This is a genomic window from Comamonas sp. 4034 (genome assembly GCF_050434545.1).
Lineage (GTDB): Bacteria > Pseudomonadota > Gammaproteobacteria > Burkholderiales > Burkholderiaceae_C > Comamonas > Comamonas odontotermitis.
Genome location: NZ_JBNDIT010000001.1, coordinates 216,205 through 238,450, shown reverse-complemented (window position 1 = coordinate 238,450; position 22,246 = coordinate 216,205). Strand labels below are relative to the sequence as shown.

General features: G+C 64.0%; 19 protein-coding genes, 1 pseudogene and 1 riboswitch. Of the genes and pseudogenes, 15 read left to right on the top strand and 5 right to left on the bottom strand.

Features of this window, described 5'->3' with window-relative positions:
• Window positions 1–98: 98 nt before the first annotated feature.
• Together ABIE32_RS01060 and ABIE32_RS01055 are read right to left on the bottom strand one after the other, a co-directional pair.
• Window positions 99–701 (bottom strand): RNA recognition motif domain-containing protein, encoded by a 603-nt coding sequence (locus tag ABIE32_RS01060; protein ID WP_429012983.1) that lies wholly within the window; start codon window positions 699–701, stop codon window positions 99–101.
• A gap of 294 nt (window positions 702–995) precedes the next feature.
• A complete protein-coding gene (locus tag ABIE32_RS01055; protein WP_224150712.1) occupies window positions 996–1,382 on the bottom strand; it encodes an RNA recognition motif domain-containing protein in 387 nt (128 codons plus the stop codon).
• Between the two features lie 234 nt (window positions 1,383–1,616).
• Window positions 1,617–1,724: riboswitch (yybP-ykoY riboswitch) on the top strand.
• 97 nt (window positions 1,725–1,821) lie between these two features.
• On the opposite strand from ABIE32_RS01055, the gene ABIE32_RS01050 reads away from it, so the two are divergent.
• From ABIE32_RS01050 to ABIE32_RS01005, 10 genes and pseudogenes are all read left to right on the top strand, one after another.
• Window positions 1,822–2,388 carry a TMEM165/GDT1 family protein gene (locus tag ABIE32_RS01050; protein WP_224150711.1) on the top strand — a complete coding sequence of 189 codons (567 nt, stop codon included), beginning with the start codon at window positions 1,822–1,824 and terminating at the stop codon, window positions 2,386–2,388.
• Window positions 2,389–2,516: 128 nt separating this feature from the next.
• The gene (locus ABIE32_RS01045) at window positions 2,517–3,215 is read left to right on the top strand and encodes a substrate-binding domain-containing protein (protein WP_429012979.1); all 699 of its coding nucleotides are present in this window, start codon (window positions 2,517–2,519) and stop codon (window positions 3,213–3,215) included.
• A gap of 151 nt (window positions 3,216–3,366) precedes the next feature.
• Window positions 3,367–4,773: an MFS transporter gene (locus ABIE32_RS01040; protein WP_429012976.1), complete on the top strand. Its 1,407-nt coding sequence runs from the start codon at window positions 3,367–3,369 to the stop codon at window positions 4,771–4,773.
• Between the two features lie 34 nt (window positions 4,774–4,807).
• The gene (locus ABIE32_RS01035; protein ID WP_429012974.1) at window positions 4,808–5,836 is read left to right on the top strand and encodes an amidohydrolase family protein; all 1,029 of its coding nucleotides are present in this window, start codon (window positions 4,808–4,810) and stop codon (window positions 5,834–5,836) included.
• Between the two features lie 122 nt (window positions 5,837–5,958).
• A complete protein-coding gene (gene ligK / locus ABIE32_RS01030; RefSeq protein ID WP_224150703.1) occupies window positions 5,959–6,642 on the top strand; it encodes a 4-carboxy-4-hydroxy-2-oxoadipate aldolase/oxaloacetate decarboxylase in 684 nt (227 codons plus the stop codon).
• A 164-nt stretch (window positions 6,643–6,806) separates the two neighbouring features.
• Window positions 6,807–7,724, top strand: coding sequence for an amidohydrolase family protein (locus ABIE32_RS01025; protein ID WP_429012971.1), 918 nt, complete (start codon window positions 6,807–6,809; stop codon window positions 7,722–7,724).
• 134 nt (window positions 7,725–7,858) lie between these two features.
• Window positions 7,859–8,179, top strand: a pseudogene (gene ligA, locus ABIE32_RS01020) (protocatechuate 4,5-dioxygenase subunit alpha); the annotation flags it as partial.
• Window positions 8,180–8,353: 174 nt separating this feature from the next.
• A complete protein-coding gene (locus ABIE32_RS01015) occupies window positions 8,354–9,241 on the top strand; it encodes a class III extradiol dioxygenase subunit beta (protein ID WP_429013612.1) in 888 nt (295 codons plus the stop codon).
• A 2-nt stretch (window positions 9,242–9,243) separates the two neighbouring features.
• Complete coding sequence (locus ABIE32_RS01010; RefSeq protein ID WP_429012968.1) at window positions 9,244–10,209, top strand: Gfo/Idh/MocA family oxidoreductase; 966 nt, start codon at window positions 9,244–9,246, stop codon at window positions 10,207–10,209.
• Between the two features lie 86 nt (window positions 10,210–10,295).
• Entirely contained in the window at window positions 10,296–11,312 is a 1,017-nt protein-coding gene (locus tag ABIE32_RS01005) for an aldo/keto reductase (protein WP_429012965.1), read from the top strand.
• 74 nt (window positions 11,313–11,386) lie between these two features.
• Here ABIE32_RS01005 and ABIE32_RS01000 read toward each other — a convergent pair whose 3' ends face one another.
• Entirely contained in the window at window positions 11,387–12,394 is a 1,008-nt protein-coding gene (locus tag ABIE32_RS01000; protein WP_429012962.1) for a Bug family tripartite tricarboxylate transporter substrate binding protein, read from the bottom strand.
• Between the two features lie 305 nt (window positions 12,395–12,699).
• Between ABIE32_RS01000 and ABIE32_RS00995 the strand changes: the two genes are divergently transcribed.
• Window positions 12,700–13,587, top strand: a complete 888-nt coding sequence (locus ABIE32_RS00995) for a LysR family transcriptional regulator (protein WP_224150697.1) — start codon at window positions 12,700–12,702, stop codon at window positions 13,585–13,587.
• 117 nt (window positions 13,588–13,704) lie between these two features.
• Here ABIE32_RS00995 and ABIE32_RS00990 read toward each other — a convergent pair whose 3' ends face one another.
• Entirely contained in the window at window positions 13,705–14,490 is a 786-nt protein-coding gene (locus ABIE32_RS00990; RefSeq protein WP_429012958.1) for an IclR family transcriptional regulator domain-containing protein, read from the bottom strand.
• 132 nt (window positions 14,491–14,622) lie between these two features.
• Here ABIE32_RS00990 and pobA point away from each other — a divergent pair, with 132 nt between their 5' ends.
• A complete protein-coding gene (pobA, locus tag ABIE32_RS00985) occupies window positions 14,623–15,798 on the top strand; it encodes a 4-hydroxybenzoate 3-monooxygenase (RefSeq protein ID WP_429012955.1) in 1,176 nt (391 codons plus the stop codon).
• A 28-nt stretch (window positions 15,799–15,826) separates the two neighbouring features.
• Here the strand turns inward: pobA and putA are convergent, their stop codons facing one another.
• Entirely contained in the window at window positions 15,827–19,735 is a 3,909-nt protein-coding gene (putA, locus tag ABIE32_RS00980) for a trifunctional transcriptional regulator/proline dehydrogenase/L-glutamate gamma-semialdehyde dehydrogenase (protein WP_429012952.1), read from the bottom strand.
• Between the two features lie 115 nt (window positions 19,736–19,850).
• Here putA and ABIE32_RS00975 point away from each other — a divergent pair, with 115 nt between their 5' ends.
• The 3 genes from ABIE32_RS00975 to metW all read left to right on the top strand — a co-directional run bounded on the left by ABIE32_RS00975 (window position 19,851) and on the right by metW (window position 22,231).
• Complete coding sequence (locus tag ABIE32_RS00975; RefSeq protein ID WP_396022764.1) at window positions 19,851–20,342, top strand: Lrp/AsnC ligand binding domain-containing protein; 492 nt, start codon at window positions 19,851–19,853, stop codon at window positions 20,340–20,342.
• A gap of 153 nt (window positions 20,343–20,495) precedes the next feature.
• A complete protein-coding gene (gene metX, locus ABIE32_RS00970) occupies window positions 20,496–21,650 on the top strand; it encodes a homoserine O-succinyltransferase MetX (protein WP_429012949.1) in 1,155 nt (384 codons plus the stop codon).
• Window positions 21,647–22,231, top strand: a complete 585-nt coding sequence (gene metW / locus ABIE32_RS00965) for a methionine biosynthesis protein MetW (RefSeq protein WP_224150690.1) — start codon at window positions 21,647–21,649, stop codon at window positions 22,229–22,231. Before metX ends, metW begins: the two co-directional genes overlap by 4 nt.
• The last annotated feature ends 15 nt before the right edge of the window (window positions 22,232–22,246 follow it).

Below are 22,246 nucleotides of genomic sequence, written 5' to 3'. Positions count from 1 at the left end.
CGCATGGGCCGCCTCAGGCAGCATCCGGGCAATAAAAAAGCCCCTTGCGGGGCTGGGAACCAGAGTCTGGGCACACCATGCGGCGTGCCGGACGCAGATCAATAATCGTCGTTGTCGAAGCCTTGGTTGCCGCCACGGTTGCGCGAACCATTGCCGTAAGGGCTGCGGAAGCCGCCATCGCGCTCACCGCCACGATCGCCGCCGCCAAAGCCGCGGTCATTGCCGCCACGGCCATAACCGCCGCCGCCACCATCACCACGGCCGCCGCGGTCACCGTAGCCGCCGCCACCACCGCCACCAAAACCGCCGCCACCGCCGTAGCCGCCGCGATCACCGCCGCCGAAGCCGCCACGGTCACCACCACCGCCAAAGCCGCCACGGTTGCCACCGCCACCAAAGCCACCACCGCGTGGGCCGCCAAAGCCGCCGCCGCCGGTGCGGGGAGGACGTGGCTCCATGGGGCGAGCCTCGTTCACGACGAGGTTGCGGCCACCCAAGGATTGGCCGTTCATGCCGTTGATTGCGGCCTGGGCTTCTTCATCGCTGCCCATTTCCACAAAACCAAAGCCTTTGGAGCGACCCGTGTCGCGTTCCATCATCACCTTGGCGCTGGTTACGCTGCCAAATTGGCCGAAGGCCTGTTCCAGATCATTGTCGCGCACTTGGTACGGCAAATTTCCGACGTAAAGCTTGTTGCCCATTGAGGGACTCCTGAAAACTCTTAAATAACGCGATGGAGTCCCGTAAAACGCAATACCTGAATCATGTGATCATCCAATGCGTCACGACGAAACTGATCATTCACCGCAATAGCCCAGTGGAGGGGTGCTCCATCCTTTATTTTCTGGGATAAAAAACCCTTTTGGTGTAGTCGATGCCCCTAGGTGTGGTGCGAAAGCTGCAACAAAACGCAAAAAAGGCCTCAAAGAGGCCTTTTGATCGGGAGATCCCGTAAATTGACGGCCAAAAACCGCAGTTGGTTTCTGGCGCAATGATTAGTAGCTGCCGCCGCCGTAGCCGCCACGGCCACCGCCGAAGCCACCACGATCACCGCCGCCGCCGAAGCCGCCGCGGTCACCACCGCCAAAGCCGCCACGGCCGCCACCGAAGCCACCGCTGCGAGGTGGGCGGGCTTCCATTGGACGGGCTTCGTTCACGACCAGGTTACGGCCGCCGAAGTTTTGACCGTTCACGCCTTCGATAGCAGCTTGTGCCTCAGCGTCCGAGCCCATTTCCACAAAGCCGAAGCCCTTGGAGCGGCCGGTGTCGCGTTCCATCATGACCTTGGCGCTGGAAACAGAGCCGAATTGGCTGAAGGTGCTTTCCAGATCGCTGTCACGGAAGGTATATGGCAGATTGCCAACGTAGAGTTTGTTGCCCATTTGAGGACTCCGAAAAAAACAATTAAAAGCGATGGAGCCTGATGCAATCAACAAAACCTGTGACAACTTCCAAGACGGATCACCGCGCACGCCCTGTGTACCAAGTGAGACACAAAGCTCCCCTATTATGGGCGAATCAGCTTACGGCGTGTTGACAGTTCACGCAAGCGCACCCTGGTATTTTCCCTGGCGGCCATATGTGTTGCGGCGCAACATCGGTTTTGAGCGTATGATGCGCGTGTCTTTGGGGAGTAGCCTGCCGGGCGCGCAATGCGCCGCGGAGTGTGCGTCAACAAACTTGGGCTTCGGCCTATGGCGTACACGGCATCTATTTAGATGCTTGGCGAGACCATTGACCATGTTGCGATCCAACTGCCGGAGTCGCGATGTGGTCAATGCTGTCTTGCAACCATCCGGCTACATAAAGATCCCCCACACCATGGAAGCCTTCTTCATCTCGACCGCCGTGGTCGCGCTCGCCGAGATGGGCGACAAGACGCAGCTGCTCTCGCTTGTTCTTGCCGCCAAATACCGTAAACCCTGGCCGATCGTGCTGGGCATCTTTGTTGCCACCATCGTGAACCATGCCCTGGCAGGTGCCGTAGGTGCCTGGATCACCACCATGCTGGGCCCCGATGTGCTGCGCTGGATTCTGGGCGTTTCCTTCATTCTGATGGCGGGGTGGATGTTGATTCCCGACAAGATCGACGAAGACGAGGCTGGCAAAAGCAGCGGCCGCTGGGGCGTGTTCGGCACGACCTTGCTGCTGTTCTTCCTGGCCGAGATGGGCGACAAGACGCAACTGGCCACCGTGGGGTTGGCTGCCAAGTACCCGGCGCAGTACTACGGCGTGGTGGCAGGCACCACGATCGGCATGATGCTGGCCAATGCGCCCGTGGTCTGGTTTGGCGACAAAATCACCAAGAGACTGCCGATCCAGTGGATCCACCGTGCCTGCGCCGTGATCTTTGCAGCGCTCGGCGTGCTGGCGCTGGTGGCTGGATAAGCCGTCGCTCCGCGCGGCCCGGCGCGGCGATCAGCTATGCCGGATTGCTATAGCTGATAGTGGACACCAGAGGTTGGCACCCGGTGCAGCCATGCCGACAATGCTTTGCATAACAGGAGGCAAAGCACATGGGCACCGTTTCCAACGCCCTCAAAGGCATTTCGTCGATGGCCACCCGCCAGTTGCTGGCGGAGCTGGTGGCTGACTGGCACGCGCAGGGTGGCGAGCCGGTGGCAATCGAGTCGGTAGGCGGCGTCGATGCCGCGCGGCGGGTGCATGGTGGCGAAGCATTCGATGTGGTTTTCCTCGCATCGGGCGCCATTGCCGGGCTTGAAGCCGCAGGCCGGGTATTGGCCGGCAGCCGGGTGGACCTGATGCGCTGCAGCACGGCCGTGGCGGTACCTGCTGGCGCTGCGGCACCCGATATTTCCTCTGAAGAGACTGTGCGCGCCGCCGTGCTGGCCGCGTCTGGCATCGGCTACTCCACGGGCCCCAGCGGCGTGGCACTGCAGGCGCTGTTTGCACGCTGGGGCATCGCAGAACAGATTCGCCCGCACCTCGTGCAGGCCCGCCCGGGGGTGCCTGTGGCCTCCCTGGTGGCCAATGGCGAGGCGGCGCTCGGTTTTCAGCAACTGAGCGAATTGCTTCATGTGCCGGGGATCACAGTCGTCGGCACGTTGCCGCAGGCCATTGCCATTGACACCGTCTTTTCCGCTGGCGTGGCGGCTGCTTCGGCCCGGGCTGATGCGGCGCGTCGTTTGCTCGCCTTCATGGCCGCGCCTGGCGCTGCCATGGCCAAACGCCGCCAGGGCATGGAGCCCGTGTGATGCGATATCGGCTGCTTCACCAGTGAATGGATGCTGGGGGCAGATGCGAGTACCGGCGCGGCGGGCGAGCCGAAACTGGGCATGAAAAGCCCAGGTACCCGCCGCAGGACAGGAATACAGAACCACCAAGAGAGACAACGGAGACACCGACATGATTTCGCCAACCCCTTCCGAGGCGCCGGATTCCACGGTTGCCAATGTGCAGACCATCCTGAACGAGCATCCGTTCTCCGGTTTCCAATGGGTGATCTTCGCCCTGTGCTTTTTCGTCGTGCTGCTCGACGGCTTCGATACCGCCGCCATCGGCTACATCGCTCCTTCGCTGCTGGCCGAGTGGGGCGTGGCCAAGCCCGATCTGGCGCCGGTACTGAGCGCTGCGCTGTTTGGCCTGGCCGGTGGCGCCATGTGCTCGGGGCCGCTGGCCGACCGCTTCGGCCGCAAGGCGGTGCTGGTCGGCTCGGTGCTGGTGTTTGCCATTGCCTGCCTGGCTTCGGGGTACGCGCATGACATCCGCACGCTGACCGTGCTGCGCTTTGTCACCGGCCTGGGCCTGGGCGCGGCCATGCCCAATGCAGTCACGCTGATGAGCGAATACTGTCCCGATTCACGCCGCGCCATGCTCACCAATGCCATGTTCTGCGGCTTTCCGCTGGGCGCGGCCCTGGGTGGCTTTCTTGCGGCGTGGATGATTCCGCATTTTGGCTGGCGCAGTGTGCTGCACCTGGGTGGCATTGCTCCGCTGTTGCTGGTGGCGCTGCTGGTGCTGCTGCTGCCCGAGTCCGTGCGCTACATGGTGGCCAAGGGGTATGCGGCGGACCGCATCCGCAAGCCGTTGGTACGCATTGCAGGCAGCGCGGTGGAAGGCGTGCAGCGCTTTGTGATGACCGAAAACCGCGTGGCCGTGGATGGCAAGAGCGGCCTGGGCGTCGTGCTGTCCCGCCAGTACCGGGTGGGTTCGGTCATGCTGTGGCTGGCGTACTTCATGGGCCTGGTGATCTTCTACGCGCTGGTCAACTGGATGCCGGTGCTGTTCAAGGAAGGCGGCCTCAGCCCCAAGACGGCCACGCTGGTGGCGGCGCTGTTTCCACTGGGCGGCGTGGGCGCCGTCTTCTTCGGCTGGCTGATGGATCGCTTCAACGCCAACCGCATCATTGCCGCCGGCTACGCGCTGACTGCCGTGGCCATCTGGTGGATCGGGCAGGAAGCCGCGAGCCTGGGCTGGCTGGTGGTGTCGGTGTTCGTGGCGGGCACCATCATGAATACCGCCCAGTCTTCCATGCCGGCACTGGCTGCGGCCTTCTACCCCACCAGCGGCCGTGCGACCGGCGTGGCCTGGATGCTGGGGGTGGGCCGCTTTGGGGGAATTGCGGGCTCTTTTCTGGTGGCAGAACTCACGGCGCGCCATCTGAGCTTCAGCCAGATCTTTACCGTGGTTGCCATTCCCGGCCTCATCGCCATGGCGGCCCTCATGGTCAAGCAGTGGGCCAGCCCCCAGGGCGGGGCCGAGCCGCAGAACTCGCCCCAGGCTGCGGGTGCCGGTATTTCCGCAAGCCATTGAATTCATTCGCTTTAGCAAAAAGGATGCTCCCACCATGATCATCGACGTACACGGCCACTACACCACGGCACCTGCAGCACTGGGTGCCTGGCGCGAATTGCAGATTGCGGGCCTGCAGAACCCATCCCAGGCCCCAAAGGCCAGCCAACTGAAGATCAGCGACGACGAGATCCGCGAGACCATCGAGACCAACCAGCTCAAGCTGATGAAGCAGCGCGGCTCGGACCTCACCATCTTCAGCCCGCGCGCCAGCTTCATGGCCCACCACATCGGTGATTTCGAGACATCAAGCACCTGGGCTGCGATCTGCAACGAGCTGTGCTACCGGGTGAGCGAGTTGTTTCCTGATCATTTCATCCCTGCTGCGATGCTGCCGCAGTCGCCCGGCGTTGATCCCAGAACCTGCATTCCGGAGCTGGTGAAGTGCGTGGAGCAGTACGGCAATGTCGGCATCAACCTCAACCCCGATCCATCGGGCGGCCACTGGACTTCGCCGCCGCTGTCGGACCGCCATTGGTACCCCATCTACGAAAAGATGGTGGAGTACGACATCCCCGCGATGATCCACGTCTCCACCAGCTGCAACGCCTGCTTTCACACCACGGGCGCTCACTACCTGAACGCCGACACCACGGCCTTCATGCAGTGCCTGACCAGCGATCTGTTCAAGGATTTTCCGACGCTCAAGTTCCTCATCCCCCACGGCGGTGGCGCGGTGCCCTACCACTGGGGGCGCTTTCGCGGCCTGGCGCAGGAGCTGAAAAAGCCACTCCTGGAAGAGCACCTGCTGAACAACATCTTCTTCGACACCTGTGTCTACCACCAGCCGGGCATCAACCTGCTGACCGAAGTGATTCCCACCCGAAACATCCTCTTTGCCAGCGAGATGATCGGCGCCGTGCGCGGCATCGACCCGCAGACCGGCCACTATTACGACGACACCCGGCGCTACATCGACGCCACGCAGAACCTGACAGTGGAGGAGAAGCACATGGTCTATGAAGGCAACGCGCGCCGCGTATTTACGCGTCTGGACACGGCGCTGAAGGCCAAGGGTCTTTGATCAAAAAAGAGAGCGGTTGGCGCTTGCTGTTGGCTGCTCTCAATATAAAAACCATCTGAATTGATGGATCAAAAAGCGCGAACAGCTCACTTTTTGGAAGCCATACCAGCGGAGATCTTTCCATGTACGAACTCGGAGTCGTTTACCGTAACATCCAGCGCGCCGACCGCGCCGCTGCCGACGGCCTGGCTGCCCTCGGCTCGGCCACAGTGCACGAGGCCATGGGCCGCGTCGGCCTGCTCAAACCCTATATGCGCCCCATCTACCCGGGCCAGCAGGTCTCGGGCACGGCCGTTACCGTGCTGCTGCAGCCCGGTGATAACTGGATGATGCATGTGGCGGCCGAGCAGATCCAGCCCGGAGACATCGTGGTGGCCGCAGTCACCAGCGAATGCACCGACGGCTACTTTGGCGATCTGCTGGCCACCAGCTTCCAGGCCCGGGGCGCGCGTGCGCTCATCATCGACGCCGGCGTGCGCGATGTGCGGGTGCTGCAGGAGATGGGCTTTCCGGTGTGGAGCCGTGCCATTTCGTCCAAGGGCACGATCAAGGCCACGCTGGGCTCGGTCAACATCCCCGTGGTCTGCGCCGGCATGTGGGTGACGCCTGGCGATGTGATCGTGGCCGACGACGACGGCGTGGTCTGCGTGCCGGCGGCCCGCGCCGTGCAAACCCTGGAAGCGGCGCAAAAGCGTGAGAGCTTCGAGGGAGAAAAGCGCGCCAAACTGGCCTCGGGCATTCTGGGCCTCGACATGTACAAGATGCGTGAGCCACTGGAGAAAGCTGGCTTGCGGTATCTGGATTAACACCCCCTGAGCGGCTGCGCCGCCTCCCCCTCTGTCGCTACGCAGAAGGGGGACGACAGCCTGGTTGCGGGGCGGACCTTGCTTGCTGTCACTCCCGTGGGTTGCGCCAGTCTCATGGATGGCGAACAGCGTACGGAGCATTGAAAAAATTGTGGAGAGCACCTATGAGCGCATTCGAAAAAACCCCCGGCTGGCTGGACTGGTACGCCGGCCCCAGCAAACCCAGGTTCCAGCTGCCTGCGGGCGCCGTTGACGCGCACTGCCATGTGTTCGGCCCCGGCGCTGCCTTTCCCTTTGCGCCCGAGCGCAAGTACACGCCCTGCGACGCGAGCAAGGCGCAGCTGTTTGCTCTGCGCGACCACCTGGGCTTTGCGCGCAATGTGATCGTGCAGGCCACCTGCCATGGGGCAGACAACCGTGCCATGGTCGATGCCTGCCAGTCGTCCGGCGGGCGCGCACGCGGTGTGGCCACCGTCAGGCGCAGCATCAGCGATGAAGCGCTGCAGGCCCTGCACGCCGCTGGCGTGCGCGGCGTGCGCTTCAATTTCGTCAAGCGCCTGGTGGATTTCACGCCCAAGGATGAACTGATGGAGATTGCAGGCCGCATCGCCAAGCTGGGCTGGCATGTGGTGATCTACTTCGAGGCCGTGGATCTGCCCGAGCTGTGGGATTTTTTCACCGCATTGCCCACCACCGTGGTGGTGGACCACATGGGGCGCCCGGATGTTGCCAAGGGCGTGGACAGCGCAGAGTTCGCGCTGTTCCTCAAGTTCATGCGTGAGCACCCGAATGTGTGGAGCAAGGTATCGTGCCCCGAGCGCCTTTCGCTGACCGGCCCCAAGGCGCTGGATGGAGAGCGCAATGCCTACCGCGACGTAGTGCCCTTTGCGCGCAAGGTGGTCGAGGAGTTTCCCGACCGTGTGCTCTGGGGCACCGACTGGCCGCACCCCAACCTCAAGGACCACGTGCCCGACGACGGCCTGCTGGTGGATTTCATCCCGCACATTGCACCCACCGCCGAGCTGCAGCGCAGGCTGCTGGTGGACAACCCCATGCGCCTGTACTGGCCCGAAGAAATATGACCCCCTTGAGTCGCCTACGGCGCCTTCCTCCAGGGGACGACGGCCTAGGCTGCGGGGCGGCTCTGGCTGGCCGTCCCGCAGACGGATACGCCAGCCCCCGGGGTTGATTGACCGGGGTCTGATAAGGAGAAACCATGTCGCTTGAAAAACCCTATCTCGATGTGCCCGGCACCACCATCTTCGATGCCGACCAGAGCCGCAAGGGCTATTGGCTCAACCAGTTCTGCATGAGCCTGATGAAGGCCGAGAACCGCCAGCGCTTCAAGGCCGATGAAGACGCTTATCTGGCTGAATGGCCGATGACCGATGAGCAAAAAGCGGCGGTGCGTGCGCGCGACCTCAACTGGATGATGCGCACCGGCGGCAATATCTACTTTCTCTCCAAGCTCGGCGCCACCGACGGCCTGTCGTTCCAGCAGATGGCGGGCAGCATGACCGGTATGACCGAGCAGCAGTACCGCGACATGATGATGGGCGGCGGGCGCAGTGCCGAGGGCAACCGGGTGGTGGGCGAAGGCGGCAACGCACAGGGCGCGCCGGTGCAGTCCGAAGCCTGGCGCAACTGGCAGAGCTGGCGCGAGAGCCAGGCGCAGGAAGCGTTGGCCGCGCAGATCGAGAATGCGCAGAACGTGTCGGAGGCACAGCCTGCCAAAGGCTCCGCCAACCAGGCGCGTATCACGGCATCGGTCTATTCCTCGCATGTGCCCGCCATTGGAGCGGCCATCGACCTGGGCAAGACCGGCGAGCCCTACTGGCAGCCGCTGTTCGCGGGTTTTGAGCCTACCAAGCAATGGATGCGCGAGAACCTGCCGGACGTGGTGTTTCTGGTCTACAACGACCACGCCACCAATTTCGACCTGAGCGTCATCCCGACCTTTGCCATCGGCACGGCGGCGGAGTTCGAGCCCGCCGACGAAGGCTACGGCCCCAGGCCGGTGCCCAAGGTCATGGGCCACCCCGAGCTGGCCTCGCACATCGCGCAGTCGGTGATCCAGCAGGATTTCGACTTGACCATCGTCAATGAACTCAAGGTGGACCATGGCCTCACCGTGCCGATGAACCTGATGTTCGGCAGCCCGGCCCAGTGGCCGTGTCGGGTGATTCCCTTGCACGTCAACGTGGTGCAGTACCCTGTGCCATCGGGCCGCCGGTGCTTTGCGCTGGGGCAGGCCATCCGCCGCGCCATCGAGAGCTTTGACGAACCGCTCAAGGTGCAGATCTGGGGCACAGGTGGCATGAGCCACCAGTTGCAAGGGCCGCGCGCGGGGCTGATCAACCGCGAGTGGGACAACCGCTTCCTGGACCGGCTGATTGCAGACCCGGCAGACCTCGCCGAAATGCCGCACATCGACTACGTGCGCGAAGCAGGCAGCGAAGGCATCGAGCTGGTGATGTGGCTGATTGCCCGTGGCGCGATGGCCGACGTGGCCGGTGGCCCCGCACCCCGGCTGGTGCATCGCTTCTTTCACGTCCCTGCGTCCAACACGGCCGTGGGCCACCTCATTCTGGAGAACTGAAAATGACCATCAAAGTAGCCCTGGCGGGCGCCGGAGCCTTCGGCATCAAGCACCTGGACGGTATCCGCAACATCGACGGCGTGGAAGTCGTCTCGCTGGTCAGCCGCGATCTGGACAAGACCCGCGAAGTGGCAGCCCAATACGGTATCGGGCATGTGAGCACCGAGCTGGCCGACAGCCTGGCCCTGCCCGAGGTGGATGCCGTCATCCTGTGCACGCCCACGCAGATGCACGCGGCCCAGGCCATCCAATGCATGCAGGCGGGCAAGCATGTGCAGGTGGAGATTCCGCTGGCTGACAGCCTTTCGCAGGCGCAGCAGGTACTTGATCTGCAAAGGAAAAGTGGCCTTGTGGCGATGGTGGGCCATACCCGCCGCTTCAACCCCAGCCACCAGTGGATCCACAAGAAGATCGAGGCGGGCGAGTTCAACATCCAGCAGATGGATGTGCAGACCTATTTCTTCCGCCGCACCAACATGAACGCACTGGGCCAGCCGCGCAGCTGGACGGATCACCTGCTGTGGCACCATGCTGCCCACACGGTCGACCTGTTTGCCTACCAGGCGGGCAGCCCGATCATCAAGGCCAACGCGGTTCAGGGCCCCATCCACAAGGATCTGGGCATCGCCATGGACATGAGCATCCAGCTCAAGGCGGCCAATGGCGCCATCTGCACGCTCTCGCTGAGCTTCAACAACGAGGGCCCGCTGGGCACGTTCTTTCGCTACATCGGCGACACCGGCACCTATATCGCGCGTTACGACGATCTGGCGCAATCGACCAAGGAAGGCAAGGAAGAGAAGATCGACGTCTCCCACGTCGATGTGTCGATGAACGGCATCGAACTGCAGGACCGCGAGTTCTTCGCCGCCATTCGCGAGGGGCGCGAGCCCAATTCCAGCGTGCAGAAAGTGTTCAACTGCTATAAGGTGTTGCACGATCTGGAGCAGCAGCTGGATGCCGGCTGATTCAGGCATCTGCCTGGATTGACGACCCACTGCCCCGCCAGTTGCACCCGCAACGGCGGGCTTTTGCATTCAATACCCAAAAAGTCATGGAAAAACGCACTATCGGCCCCTTTACCGTGGCCAACGTAGCCCTGGGCTGCATGAATTTCTGCCATGCGTATGGCAACCCCGTCTCCACCGAGCAGGCCCATGCCGTGCTGCACGCTGCGCTGGAGGCGGGTGTGACTTTGTTCGACACCGCAGCGCTCTACGGATTTGGCGCCAGCGAATCGCTGGTCGGCCCCGTGCTCAAGTCTCACCGCAACCACATCACCCTGGCCAGCAAGGGCGGCATGGCTGGCGTGCGCGGCGATGACGGCGTGATGCGCCGGGTGATCGACGGCCACCCCAGAACCTTGCGCAAGAACTGCGAGGACAGCCTGCAACGCCTGGGCACGGACGTGATTGACCTGTACTACCTGCACCGCTGGGACCAGCGCGTGCCCATTGAGGAATCGGTGGGCGAAATGGCACGTCTCCAGGAAGAGGGCAAGATCCGCGCGCTGGGCCTGTCCGAGGTGGGGGTTGACGCATTGCGCCGCGCGCACCGGGAGCACCCGATTGCTGCGCTGCAAAGTGAATATTCGCTGTGGTCGCGCAATGCCGAGCTGGGCACGCTGGCAGCCTGCAAGGAGCTGGGCATTGCCTATGTCGCCTTCAGCCCCATGGGCCGGGCATTCCTGAGCGGCAAGTTGCAGCAGGTGGACGGCCTGGTGCAGGGCGATATCCGTGCCTCCATGCCGCGCTTCCAGCCCGAGGCCTATGCGCGCAATCTGCAGTTGCTGGCGCCCATGCAGGCCATTGCCGAACGGGCGGGCTGTACCCTGGCCGAGCTGGCGATTGCCTGGGTGTTGAACCAGGGCGAGCATGTGATTGCGCTGCCGGGCACGACCAGCGTTGCGCACTTGCACGAAAACCTGCGGGGCGGCGCGATTCACCTCGATGCGGCGGTGCTTGCCGAGCTGGACGACCTGTTCCAACCCGAAGGCATTGTGGGCGACCGCTACGCGCTGGCGGCCCAGCGCGAGGTGGATACCGAGAAGTATGCGTTTGAAACGGTCTGAATCTGCTATTAATAATATAGCTATTGGCGCTTTGTTTGTAAGCGCTCAATAGCTGTTGGATACTGGAGCCGAGCTCAGTCCAGCGACATGCCTGCCTGCCGGATCACATCGCCAAAGCGTTTGCTCTCGTCGGCAATGAACTGTTTGAATTCGGCAGGCGTGGGAGCGTAGCTTTCGTAGCCGAAGGCGGCGAACTTCTCTTCCACATCTTTGCCGGTCAGCGCCTGGCGCACGTCGGCGCGGATCTTGTCCTGCACCGCAACGGGTGTGCCGGGGCGCACGGCCAGCGCGTTCCAGCCGGTGACGGCATAACCAGCTGGGCCGCCGGATTCGGAGACCGTGGGCACGTTCTCGAAACCCGCAATGCGCTGGGGCGCTGCCACCGCCAGAAAGCGCAGCTTGCCGCCGCGCATCAGCGGCCCGGCCGTGCCCAGCGAGCCGAGTGCAAAGCTCAGCTGGCCTGTGGCCACGCCCTGGTAGAGCTGGCTGGTTTCCTTGTAGATCACGTGCTCCATCCGGGTACCGGTCATGCTTTCAAGCAGGGCCGATCCCAGGTGCACCGGGTTGCCGACCGACCAGGAGCCGTAGTTGAGCTGGCCGGGCCGGGCCTTGGCATCGGCGATCAGGTCGCCCATGGTCTTGTAGGGACTGTTCACCGGCACGCAGACGAAGAAGTAGTTGCGAAACAGCGGCATCAGGATGTCGAAATCCTTGTCCAGGCTGTAGGGCAGCTTCTTGAAGAGGTGCGGATAGGCGGCGATGTGCACATTGTCCAGCTGGATCATGTCGGTGCCGTCGGTGGCGCCGCGCTTGAAGGCGTCAATGGCGATGAATCCGTTGCCGCCCGGGCGGTTTTCCACCACCACCGGCTGGCCCCAGGTGCGGCTGAGCTTGTCGGCCACCAGGCGCGAGAGTCCATCGGGGCCACCGCCAACCGGAAAAGGGTTGATGATGCGGGAAGGCTTGGTCGGCCATTTGGCGTCGCTGCCCTGCGCCTGTGCGGGCCAGGCTGCCAGAGCGCCCAAGCTGCCCAGAGCGAGGATTGCGCTGCGGCGGCTCAAAGGGATAGGTTCGTATTGCATGTGTTGTCTCCTGGATCTCGTTGTAATGGCCGCATTGTGGAGAGGACGGCGCAAACCACCTATGTGGTATTACTGCTAGCAGCTATAGCAAAATGGCATAAGAGCCGCTAACACATCCCTTGATACGTCGTTGCTTCGTCGGGGGCGCCCAGCCGGGGGCGCCCAGCCTTGTCGTGCGTTTGTACTGCCTACGGCTTCGCGCCTCGTCTCAACCGCAAATCTTCGATTTGCTGAGTTGTATTAGCGGCTCTGAGAGCCTGTTCAAAGAATACAGAACCCAGTCCCGAGGAGGCGAGGCGGTACCGATGAATCTTCAGCAGATCGAAACCTTTGTGCTTGTAGCCGAGACTGGCAGCTTCAGCAAGGCCGCCGTGCTGCTCGATACCGCGCAGCCCGCGCTGAGTCGGCAGGTACGTGCGCTGGAGACCGAGCTGCGCGAGACGCTCCTGATCCGCACCGGCCGTGGCGTAACGCTGACCGATGCGGGCCGCCGCCTGCTGGAGCATGGCCACGCCATCATGCAGCGCGTGGCGCTGGCCCGTGAGGACCTGGGCGCCCAGCGCGGCGAGCCGGTGGGCCGCATCGTCGTGGGCCTTCCGCCCAGCCTGGCGCGGCGGCTGACCCTGCCGCTCATCGATATTTTCAGCCGCGAGATGCCCAAGGCGCGGCTGGCGGTGGTGGAAGGCTTTTCCATGAACATTGCCGAGTGGCTGACCACTGGCCGCATGGACCTGGGCCTGGTGTATTCGCCCGAGCCGCAGCCGCACATCGAAGTATCGCCGGTGCTGGAGGAACGCCTGTGTCTGGTTGGCCCAAAGGCGGAGCTGGGTGGCCGCGCGTCGGTGCGGTTTGAAGAACTGGCCGACTTTCCGCTCATCATGCCGCAGCATGGCCAGATCTTTCGCAAGCTCATGGAGGCCCAGGCCACCTTGTCGCAAGTCAAGCTCCAGGTGGTGTGGGAAGTGTCCAGCGTGCCCGTCATCCTCGATCTGGTGCGCGGTGGCTATGGCTACGCCGCGCTCACCCGCAGCGCGCTCCACGACCATGACGCGGATGCGCACCTGGCGGTGACACCCATCGAGTCACCGCATGTGCCCATCACGCTGTGCCTGGCGCAGTCGGCCAAGCGCAAGGCCACGCCCCTGGTGCGCCGCACCTCCGAAGTGCTGCGCGAACTCAGCCTCCAGGTGTAGCGCAACGCGGTCGCTCCCGAAAACATAGCTGTTGGCGCTTGATGGTAGACATTTTCAGATAAGAAAATATCTGAAGATCAATGGTGATAAGCGCAAACAGCTCTCTTTTTGATATTTTTACAGCAGCGGGCGCAACTCGCGCGCTGCCTCCTGCAGCAGCGGCAGCAACTGGGCCAGCATGGTGGCTGGCTCCATGCGCTGGGGCGAGGTCACCAGGTTGAGCGCGGCCAGGGTCTGGCCGCCCATGTTGCGCAGCGGCACGGCGAGGGCTTGTACGCCCAGCTCATGCTCTTCGCGCGCCACGCAGTAATCCTGCTCTCGCACCTGCTGCAGCACTGCGCGCAGCGCGGCTGCATCGGTGGCGGTATGGGCGGTGAGGCGCGGCAACGCGCGCTCGGCCAGCCACAGCTCCAGCTCGGCTGGGGGCAGGGCCGCCAGCAGCACCCGGCCAGTGGAGGTGGCGTGGGCCGGCAGGCGGCTGCCCAGGTGCAGGCCGTGGGCGAGCACGCGCTGGCCGCTTTCATGCACTGCGCTGCGCGCCACGATCACCACCTCGTCGCCATCGCGCACCACGCACGAGAACGACAACCCCGTCTGCGCTGCCAGCCGGTGCAGCACCGGCTGCACGAGGCGCGGCAGGCGGGCCGTGGCGAGGTAGCTGCCCGAGAGGCGCAGCACCTTCGACGCCAGCCAGAACTGGCGGCCATCGGTCTCCAGATAGCCCAGGTGGGTCAGCGTCAGCAGGTGCCTGCGCGCTGCCGCCCGTGTGATACCGGCCCGTTGCGCTGCCACCGTGGCATTGAGGCGCTGGCGCTCGGTGTCAAAGCTCTCCAGCACGGCCAGGCCTTTGGCCAGCCCGGCGATGAAGTCTTCAGGTGCAATCGGGAAGGCAGCTTGGGGCATGGCAGGCGGACAGAGTTTTGGGCGATTGTCGCGCAGATTGCGCGGTGATCGCGCAAATCACGCGACAGCGTCTCGCTTTGATCGGGGTGCTTTCGTAGCCTGAGAGGCATTACCAACCAGGAGACAAACACCATGCGAACCCAAGTCGCCATCATCGGCGCTGGCCCGGCGGGCCTGCTGCTCGGCCAGTTGCTGCACAAGGCCGGTATCGACAACATCATTGTGGAGCAGCGCAGCGCCAGCTACGTGCTGGGCCGCATCCGCGCCGGGGTGCTGGAGCAGGTGACTGTGGATCTGCTGGAGCAGGCGGGCGCTGCCGGGCGCATGCGCGCCGAGGGCCTGCCGCACCAGGGGATCGAGCTGCTGTTTGGCGGCCAGCGCCACCGCATCGATCTGCATGGCTTGACGGGCGGCAAGAGCGTGGTGGTCTATGGCCAGACCGAGGTCACCCGCGACCTGATGGAAGTGCGCGCTGCCGAAGGTTTGACCACCATCTACGAGGCAGCCCAGGTGCAGCCGCTGGATTTTGACGGCCCCAGCCCCCGGGTGCGCTACGAAAAGGACGGCCAGGTGCACGAGATCGCGTGCGATTTCATCGCGGGTTGCGACGGCTTTCACGGCGTGTGCCGCGCCAGTGTGCCGGCCGAGCGCATCCGCACGTTCGAGAAGGTCTACTCCTTTGGCTGGCTGGGCCTGCTGTCGGACACGCCGCCGGTCTCCGACGAATTGATTTACGCCAATACCGAGCGCGGCTTTGCGCTGTGCAGCCAAAGAAGCGCGCAGCGCAGCCGCTACTACCTGCAAGTGCCCCTGACCGAGAAGGCGCAAGCCTGGAGCGACGAGGCCTTCTGGCAGGAGCTGCGCCTGCGCCTCGACCCCGAGGCGCGCGAGCGGCTCGTCACCGGCCCTTCGCTTGAAAAAAGCATTGCACCGCTGCGCAGCTTTGTGACCGAGCCCATGCGCTTTGGCCGCATGTTTCTCGCGGGCGACGCCGCCCACATCGTGCCGCCCACTGGTGCCAAGGGGCTCAATCTGGCGGCGTCTGACGTGGGTTACCTGGCCCAGGCGCTGGCGCAGCACTATGGCGAGCGCAGCGACGCGGGGCTGGACGGCTATTCCGGCCGGTGCCTGGCGCGCATCTGGAAGGCCGAGCGCTTTTCGTGGTGGATGACCTCGCTGCTGCACCGCTTTCCCGAGGCGGGGGCTTTTGACGCCCGGGTACAGCAGGCCGAGCTGGACTATATCGTCCGCTCCCACGCAGCTTCCACCGCATTGGCGGAAAACTACGTGGGCCTGCCGCTCGTCTGAAGCAGAAAGAGAGGGCCTCGCCGCAACGCTAGCCGAGCGTCATCAGGCTGGCGTTGCCCCCTGCAGCAGCCGTGTTGATGCTGATCGCATGCTCGGCAAGCAGGCGGAACAGGGGAACGCTGCCGTCCACTGCCTGCGCCGTGATGGGAATGATGGCGCCGGGCCGCGCAGTCAGGCGGCTTCCGGTGGCCAGCCAGTCGCTGGCGGCATCGGTGACCAGGGCATCAAAGTCTTCGGATTGCAGCAGCTCCTCGGTGTTGTGGCCTGCGAGCACCACATGGGCGCGCACGTCGGCAGGCAGTTGGCCAAGCAAGGCGGCATTGGCGCTGGTCTGGGGCCAGACGGCGGTGGTGCCAACTGCCAGCACGGCTGCCAGTTGGGCCAGCAACTTGTCGGCGCTGCCCGCCACACAGGCAATGCGCTCGCGGCCACCCAGTACATAGAGGTTGCGCTCGCCCGTGGGGCCGGGCAACTCGGCGGCAAAGCCGTTGCCGGTATGCGCGCCATAGGCAAGGCACAGGCTGGCGAGCTGGGTTTGGCCCTGCTGCTGGGCCCAGGCCTGCAGCGCCGCCAGCGCAGGGGCGGGTGCGGCATCTGCCAGCTCCAGCCCGTGGGCATTGCCGCGTTTGCCTGCAGCGGGCGTGGCGGCTGCGGCGCGGGCTTCGCTGCCTTTCATGCGGGGTAGGTGGGCCAGGGCATCTGCAGTGGCAGTGGCTGGCATGCGGGCGAGCAGGCGCAGCATGTACAAGGGGCCGCCCGCCTTGGGGCCGGTGCCCGAGAGGCCTTCGCCGCCAAACGGCTGCACGCCGACCACGGCACCGACGATGTTGCGGTTGACGTAGATGTTGCCTGCATTTGCGGCATTCACCACCTGGGCGATGGTTTCGTCGATGCGGGTGTGCAGCCCCAGGGTGAGCGCGTAGCCGGTGGCGTTGATGTCGGCCACCAGCTGGGCCAGGTTTTCACGCTTGTAGCGCAGGATGTGCAGCACCGGGCCGAATACTTCGCGCTGTAGCTCCGACAGCTTGTTGATGGCGATCACCGTGGGTGGCACGAATGTGCCCTGTGCGGTGCCTTGCGCTGCGCTGCCGGGGCGTGCAGCGGTTTGCCACACCTGGTGGCCATTGGCCTTCATTCTGGCAATGTGGCGGTCGATGATGCCTTGCGCCTCCGCGTCGATCACCGGGCCCACGTCGGTGTGGAGCTGCGCCGGGTTGCCTACGTTCAGCTCCTGCATGGCGCCGCGCAGCATGGCAAAGAGCCGGTCTGCTGCCTCTTCCTGCACGCACAGCACGCGCAGGGCGGAGCAGCGCTGGCCTGCCGAATCGAAGGCGGACGACAGCACATCGACCACCACCTGCTCGGCCAGGGCAGACGAATCCACGATCATCGCGTTCTGACCGCCGGTTTCGGCCACCAGGGTGACGGGCTGGCCGTGGGCGTCCAGGCGCTGGGCCAGCGTTTTTTGCAGGATGCGGGCCACCTCCGTCGATCCGGTGAACATCACGCCCTGCACGCGGCTGTCGGCGGTCAGGCGTGCGCCCACGGTCTCGCCGGTGCCCGGCAGCAGTTGCAGCACATCGCTGGGCACGCCCGCCTGCCACAGCGCCTGCACGGCAGCGGCGGCGATCAGCGGTGTCTGCTCGGCAGGTTTGGCCAGCACGGTGTTGCCCGCCGCCAGTGCCGCAGCCACCTGGCCGGTAAAGATGGCGAGCGGAAAGTTCCACGGGCTGATGCAGACTACCGGGCCCAGGGCCTGGTAGCCAGACGGGTCTACAGCATTGCTCCAGCTGCGCACCTGGGCGGCGTAGAAGCGCAGAAAATCCACGGCTTCGCGCACTTCGGCAATGGCGTTGGAGCAGGTCTTGCCCGCTTCGCGTACCAAAACGCCCATCAGGGTCGGCATATGGGCTTCGAGCAGGTCGCCGGCGCGCTCCAGACAATCGGCGCGTTCGGCCACCGGTGTGGCCTGCCAGCGGGCAGCGGCGGCCTGGGCGGCGCCCAGGGCGAACTCGACCTGCTCGGCCGAGGCGTTCGTCACCTGCCCGACCGTGTCGCGGTGATCGGCCGGGTTGACGACGGCTTCCGGTGCGTTGGTGGAGGCCGGCGCACCTTGTGCCAGCATGGGCTCGGCGTGCCACGCCATGGCTGCACTGGCCTGCAGGTCGCCCTGCAGCTGGCGCAGGCGGTCGTCATTGGCCAGATCCAGCCCGGCGGAATTGGCGCGGCTGTCGCCATACAGTTCACGCGGCTGGGCGATGTGCGGGTTGGGCAGGCCCAGCTGGCCTTCGCTCTGCGCCCATTGCTGCACGGTGGCGACGGGGTTTTCCACCAGTTTTGAGAGCGGAATGTCCTGGTCGGCGATGCGATTGACGAAGCTGGTGTTGGCGCCGTTTTCGAGCAAGCGGCGCACCAGGTAGGCCAGCAGCGTTTCATGCGTGCCGACGGGCGCGTAGATGCGGCAGGGGCGGCCCAGGTTTTCTGCGGCATTGCGGCCCACCACCTGCTCGTACAGCGGCTCACCCATGCCGTGCAGGCACTGGAATTCATACTGGCCCGGCTGGTAGGTGGCCGGGTCGGCCAGGTGGTAGATGGTGGCCAGCGTGTGCGCGTTGTGGGTGGCAAACTGGGGGTAGACCGCATCGGGCGCGGCCAGGAGCTTGCGCGCATTGGCGATGTACGACACATCGGTATAGGCCTTGCGAGTGTAGACCGGGTAGCCTTCGAGGCCTTCGACCTGGGCGCGCTTGATCTCGCTGTCCCAGTACGCGCCCTTGACGAGGCGCACCATCAGGCGGTGCTGGCTGCGGCGCGCCAGATCGATGATGAAATCGAGCACATAGGGGCAGCGCTTCTGGTAGGCCTGCACCACAAAGCCGATGCCGGCAAAGCCTGCCAGCTCGGGCGCAAAGCACAGTTTTTCCAGCAGATCGAGCGACAGCTCCAGGCGGTCGGCTTCTTCGGCGTCGATATTGAGGCCGATGTTGTACTGGCGGGCGAGCAAGGTGAGCTGCAGCACCACGGGGTAGAGTTCGGCCATCACGCGGTCGTGCTGCGCGCGGCTGTAGCGCGGGTGCAGGGCGCTCAGCTTGATCGAGATGCCCGGGCCTTCGTACACGCCACGGCCGTTGCTGGCCTTGCCGATGGCGTGGATGGCGTTTTCGTAGTCGCGCAGATAGCGTTTGGCATCGTCAGCCGTCATCGCGGCTTCGCCCAGCATGTCATACGAATAGCGGAAGCCCTTGTCCTCCAGGCGCTCGGCGTTCTGCAGCGCCTCGCCAATGGTCTCGCCAGTTACGAACTGCTCGCCCATCATGCGCATGGCCATATCCACGCCCTTGCGGATCAGCGGCTCGCCGCCACGGCCGATCAGGCGCGTGAGCGACTGGCCGAGCGAACCCTCGCTGTGCGTGGCCACCAGCTTGCCGGTCAGCACAAGGCCCCAGGCTGCGGCGTTGACGAACATCGACGGGCTCTTGCCCACGTGGGCCTTCCATTCCCCGTGGGCGATCTTGTCGCGGATCAACACATCGCGCGTCGCTGCGTCGGGGATGCGCAGCAGGGCCTCGGCCAGGCACATCAGTGCAATGCCTTCCTGCGACGACAGCGCAAACTCCTGCAGCAGCCCCTGCACCAGGCCCGCGCGGCCAGCGTCCGCCTTGCGCTCGCGCAGCTTTTTGGCCAGCTCCAACGCCAGTGCGTCCCCCGCCTGCGCGATGGCGGCGGGCGGCGTGGCCTGGGGCAGCAGGTCGGCCAATGCGGCAGGCTCGGGCTTGCGGTAGGCGGCGATAATGGCTGCGCGCAGTGGCGTGGCTGGCTGCAATGCCGGGGTGAAATCATCAAAAACAGTAGCTGTCTGCGCTTGATGGTTGTGTGCTGGAGCCGTATTTTGCTCAAAATCGATGGAGCGAACAGCAGACAGGGTGGGTGCGGTCATGGCGGCCTCTGGGAATACCGTGGTAGTGAATATCGCCAGTGTGCGAGTTTGTACGATGAATTTCTCTCCATAATTGCTCTATTTCATAGAGAAAGATTCTGCATCCAGGCCGCTTATGACCGATATGATCGCCCCGCCCGAAGACCTTGACCGCATGGACCTGCGCATCCTCGCCGTGCTGCAGCGCGATGGACGCATCTCCAACCTGAAGCTGGCAGAAGCCGTGGCACTCTCGCCCACCGCCGTGCTGGCGCGGGTGCAGCGCCTGACCAAGGACGGCTATATCGCCGGTTACGAAGCGCGCCTGAACCCGCAAAAGCTGGGTGCGGCCATGCTGGTGTTCATCGAAATCCTGCTCGACCGCACCACCCCCAATGTGTTCGAGGAGTTCAAGGCTGCCGTGCAGGTGCGGCCCGAAATCATGGAGTGCCATATGGTGGCGGGCGGCTTCGACTATCTGGTGAAGATCCGTGTGGCCGACATGAACCACTACCGCACCTTTGCCGGAGAAGTGCTGTGGCAGTTGCCTGGCGTGCGCGAGACGCGGACATATGCGGTGATGGAAGAGGTGAAAAGCTCGAGTCGGCTGTACCTGGGCGGGTTTTGACAGGTGCCGCTTGCGAGCGATTGGTAGTACACTTTGTGCTTCACGGCGCCGATTTGCTTCAGCTTGCGGGCGCTTTATAAATCCAGCTAAAGACTCGGTAGGCGACAGAAAAGCATCGACCCGGCCTCGTTTTTAGCGTTGCCGGGTTTTCTTATGTCATTTGTTGCGACACCTCAATCAATGCATTTCCCGGAGGCGCTCCCCCTCAAAAGTGGCGCTTCCATCCGCGATTACCACTTGGCTTTCGAGACCTATGGCGAGTTGAATGCCGACAGGTCCAACGCCATTTTGGTGTGCCATGCGCTCAACGCATCTCACCACGTGGCTGGCAGCTATGAAGGCCAGCCCAAGAGCGAGGGCTGGTGGGACAACATGATCGGACCGGGCAAGGCGGTCGATACCAACAAATTCTTTGTCATCGGCGTCAACAACCTCGGCTCCTGCTTTGGCTCGACCGGGCCCATGCACATCAACCCCGATACCGGCAAGGTGTACGGGGCAGATTTTCCGGTGATGACGGTGGAAGACTGGGTCAACGCCCAGGCGCGTCTGCTCGATCGCCTGGGCGTCACGCAGCTGGCGGCCGTGCTGGGCGGCAGCCTGGGCGGCATGCAGGCGCTGTCGTGGACGCTGCAGCACCCTGAACGCATGCGCCACGCGGTGGTCGTGGCGAGTGCGCCGTGCCTGAGCGCCGAGAACATTGCCTTCAACGAAGTGGCGCGCCGCGCCATCGTGACCGACCCGGATTTTCACGGCGGCCACTTCTACGAGCACCGCGTGGTGCCCAAGCGCGGCCTGCGCATTGCACGCATGATCGGCCACATCACGTATCTGAGCGACGACGTGATGAACCAGAAGTTCGGCCGCCAGCTGCGCGAGGGCATGGACCTGAAGTACAGCACGCAGGACGTGGAATTTCAGATCGAGAGCTATCTGCGCTACCAGGGCGACAAGTTCAGCGACTACTTCGACGCCAACACCTACCTGCTGATCACTCGCGCGCTCGATTATTTCGACCCCGCCAAGGCCGATGGCGGCGACCTGACCCAGTCGCTTGCCAAGGCCAAGGCCAAGTTCATGCTGGTGAGCTTTACGACGGATTGGCGCTTTTCGCCTGCGCGCAGCCGAGAAATCGTCAAAGCCTTGCTCGACAACCGCTGTACCGTGAGCTATGCCGAGATCGACGCTCCGCACGGCCATGACGCGTTCTTGCTCGATGACGCCCGCTACATGGGCGTGATGCGCTCCTATTTTGAGAACATTGCCAACGAACTGAACACCGCACCAGCCACCAAGGAGGCCGCATGACCGAAAAATCCACCCTGCGCGCCATTGCCTCACTGATACCCCCAGGCTCGCGCGTGCTCGACCTGGGTTGTGGCGACGGCAGCCTGCTGGCCCATCTACAGGCAGAGCGCGGTTGCACCGGCTACGGCATTGAGTACGACGATGCCAATGTGCTGGCCTGCGTGCGCCGTGGCGTCAATGTGTTGCAGCTCAATCTGGAAGACGGCCTGGCCATCTTCGAGGACAACAGCTTTGATGTGGTGCTGCAGATCGACACCTTGCAGCACTTGCGCAATGCCGAAGTGATGCTGCGCGAGACCGCGCGCATCGGCAAGCAGGGCGTGGTGGCCTTTCCCAACTTTGCACACTGGCCCAACCGCCTCTCGATTCTGCAGGGCCGCATGCCGGTGACCAAGCGCCTGCCTTACCAGTGGTACGACACGCCCAATATCCGCGTCGGCACCTTCAAGGACTTCGAGGTGCTGGCCATCAAGAACAAGCTGCGCATTCTGGACAGCTTCGGTCTGCAGAACGGCCATGTGCAGCGCCTGCTGCCCAATGCGCTGGCGGGCACGGCGGTGTTCCACTTCGAGCACGCCTGAAGCGCGGTGGCAGCG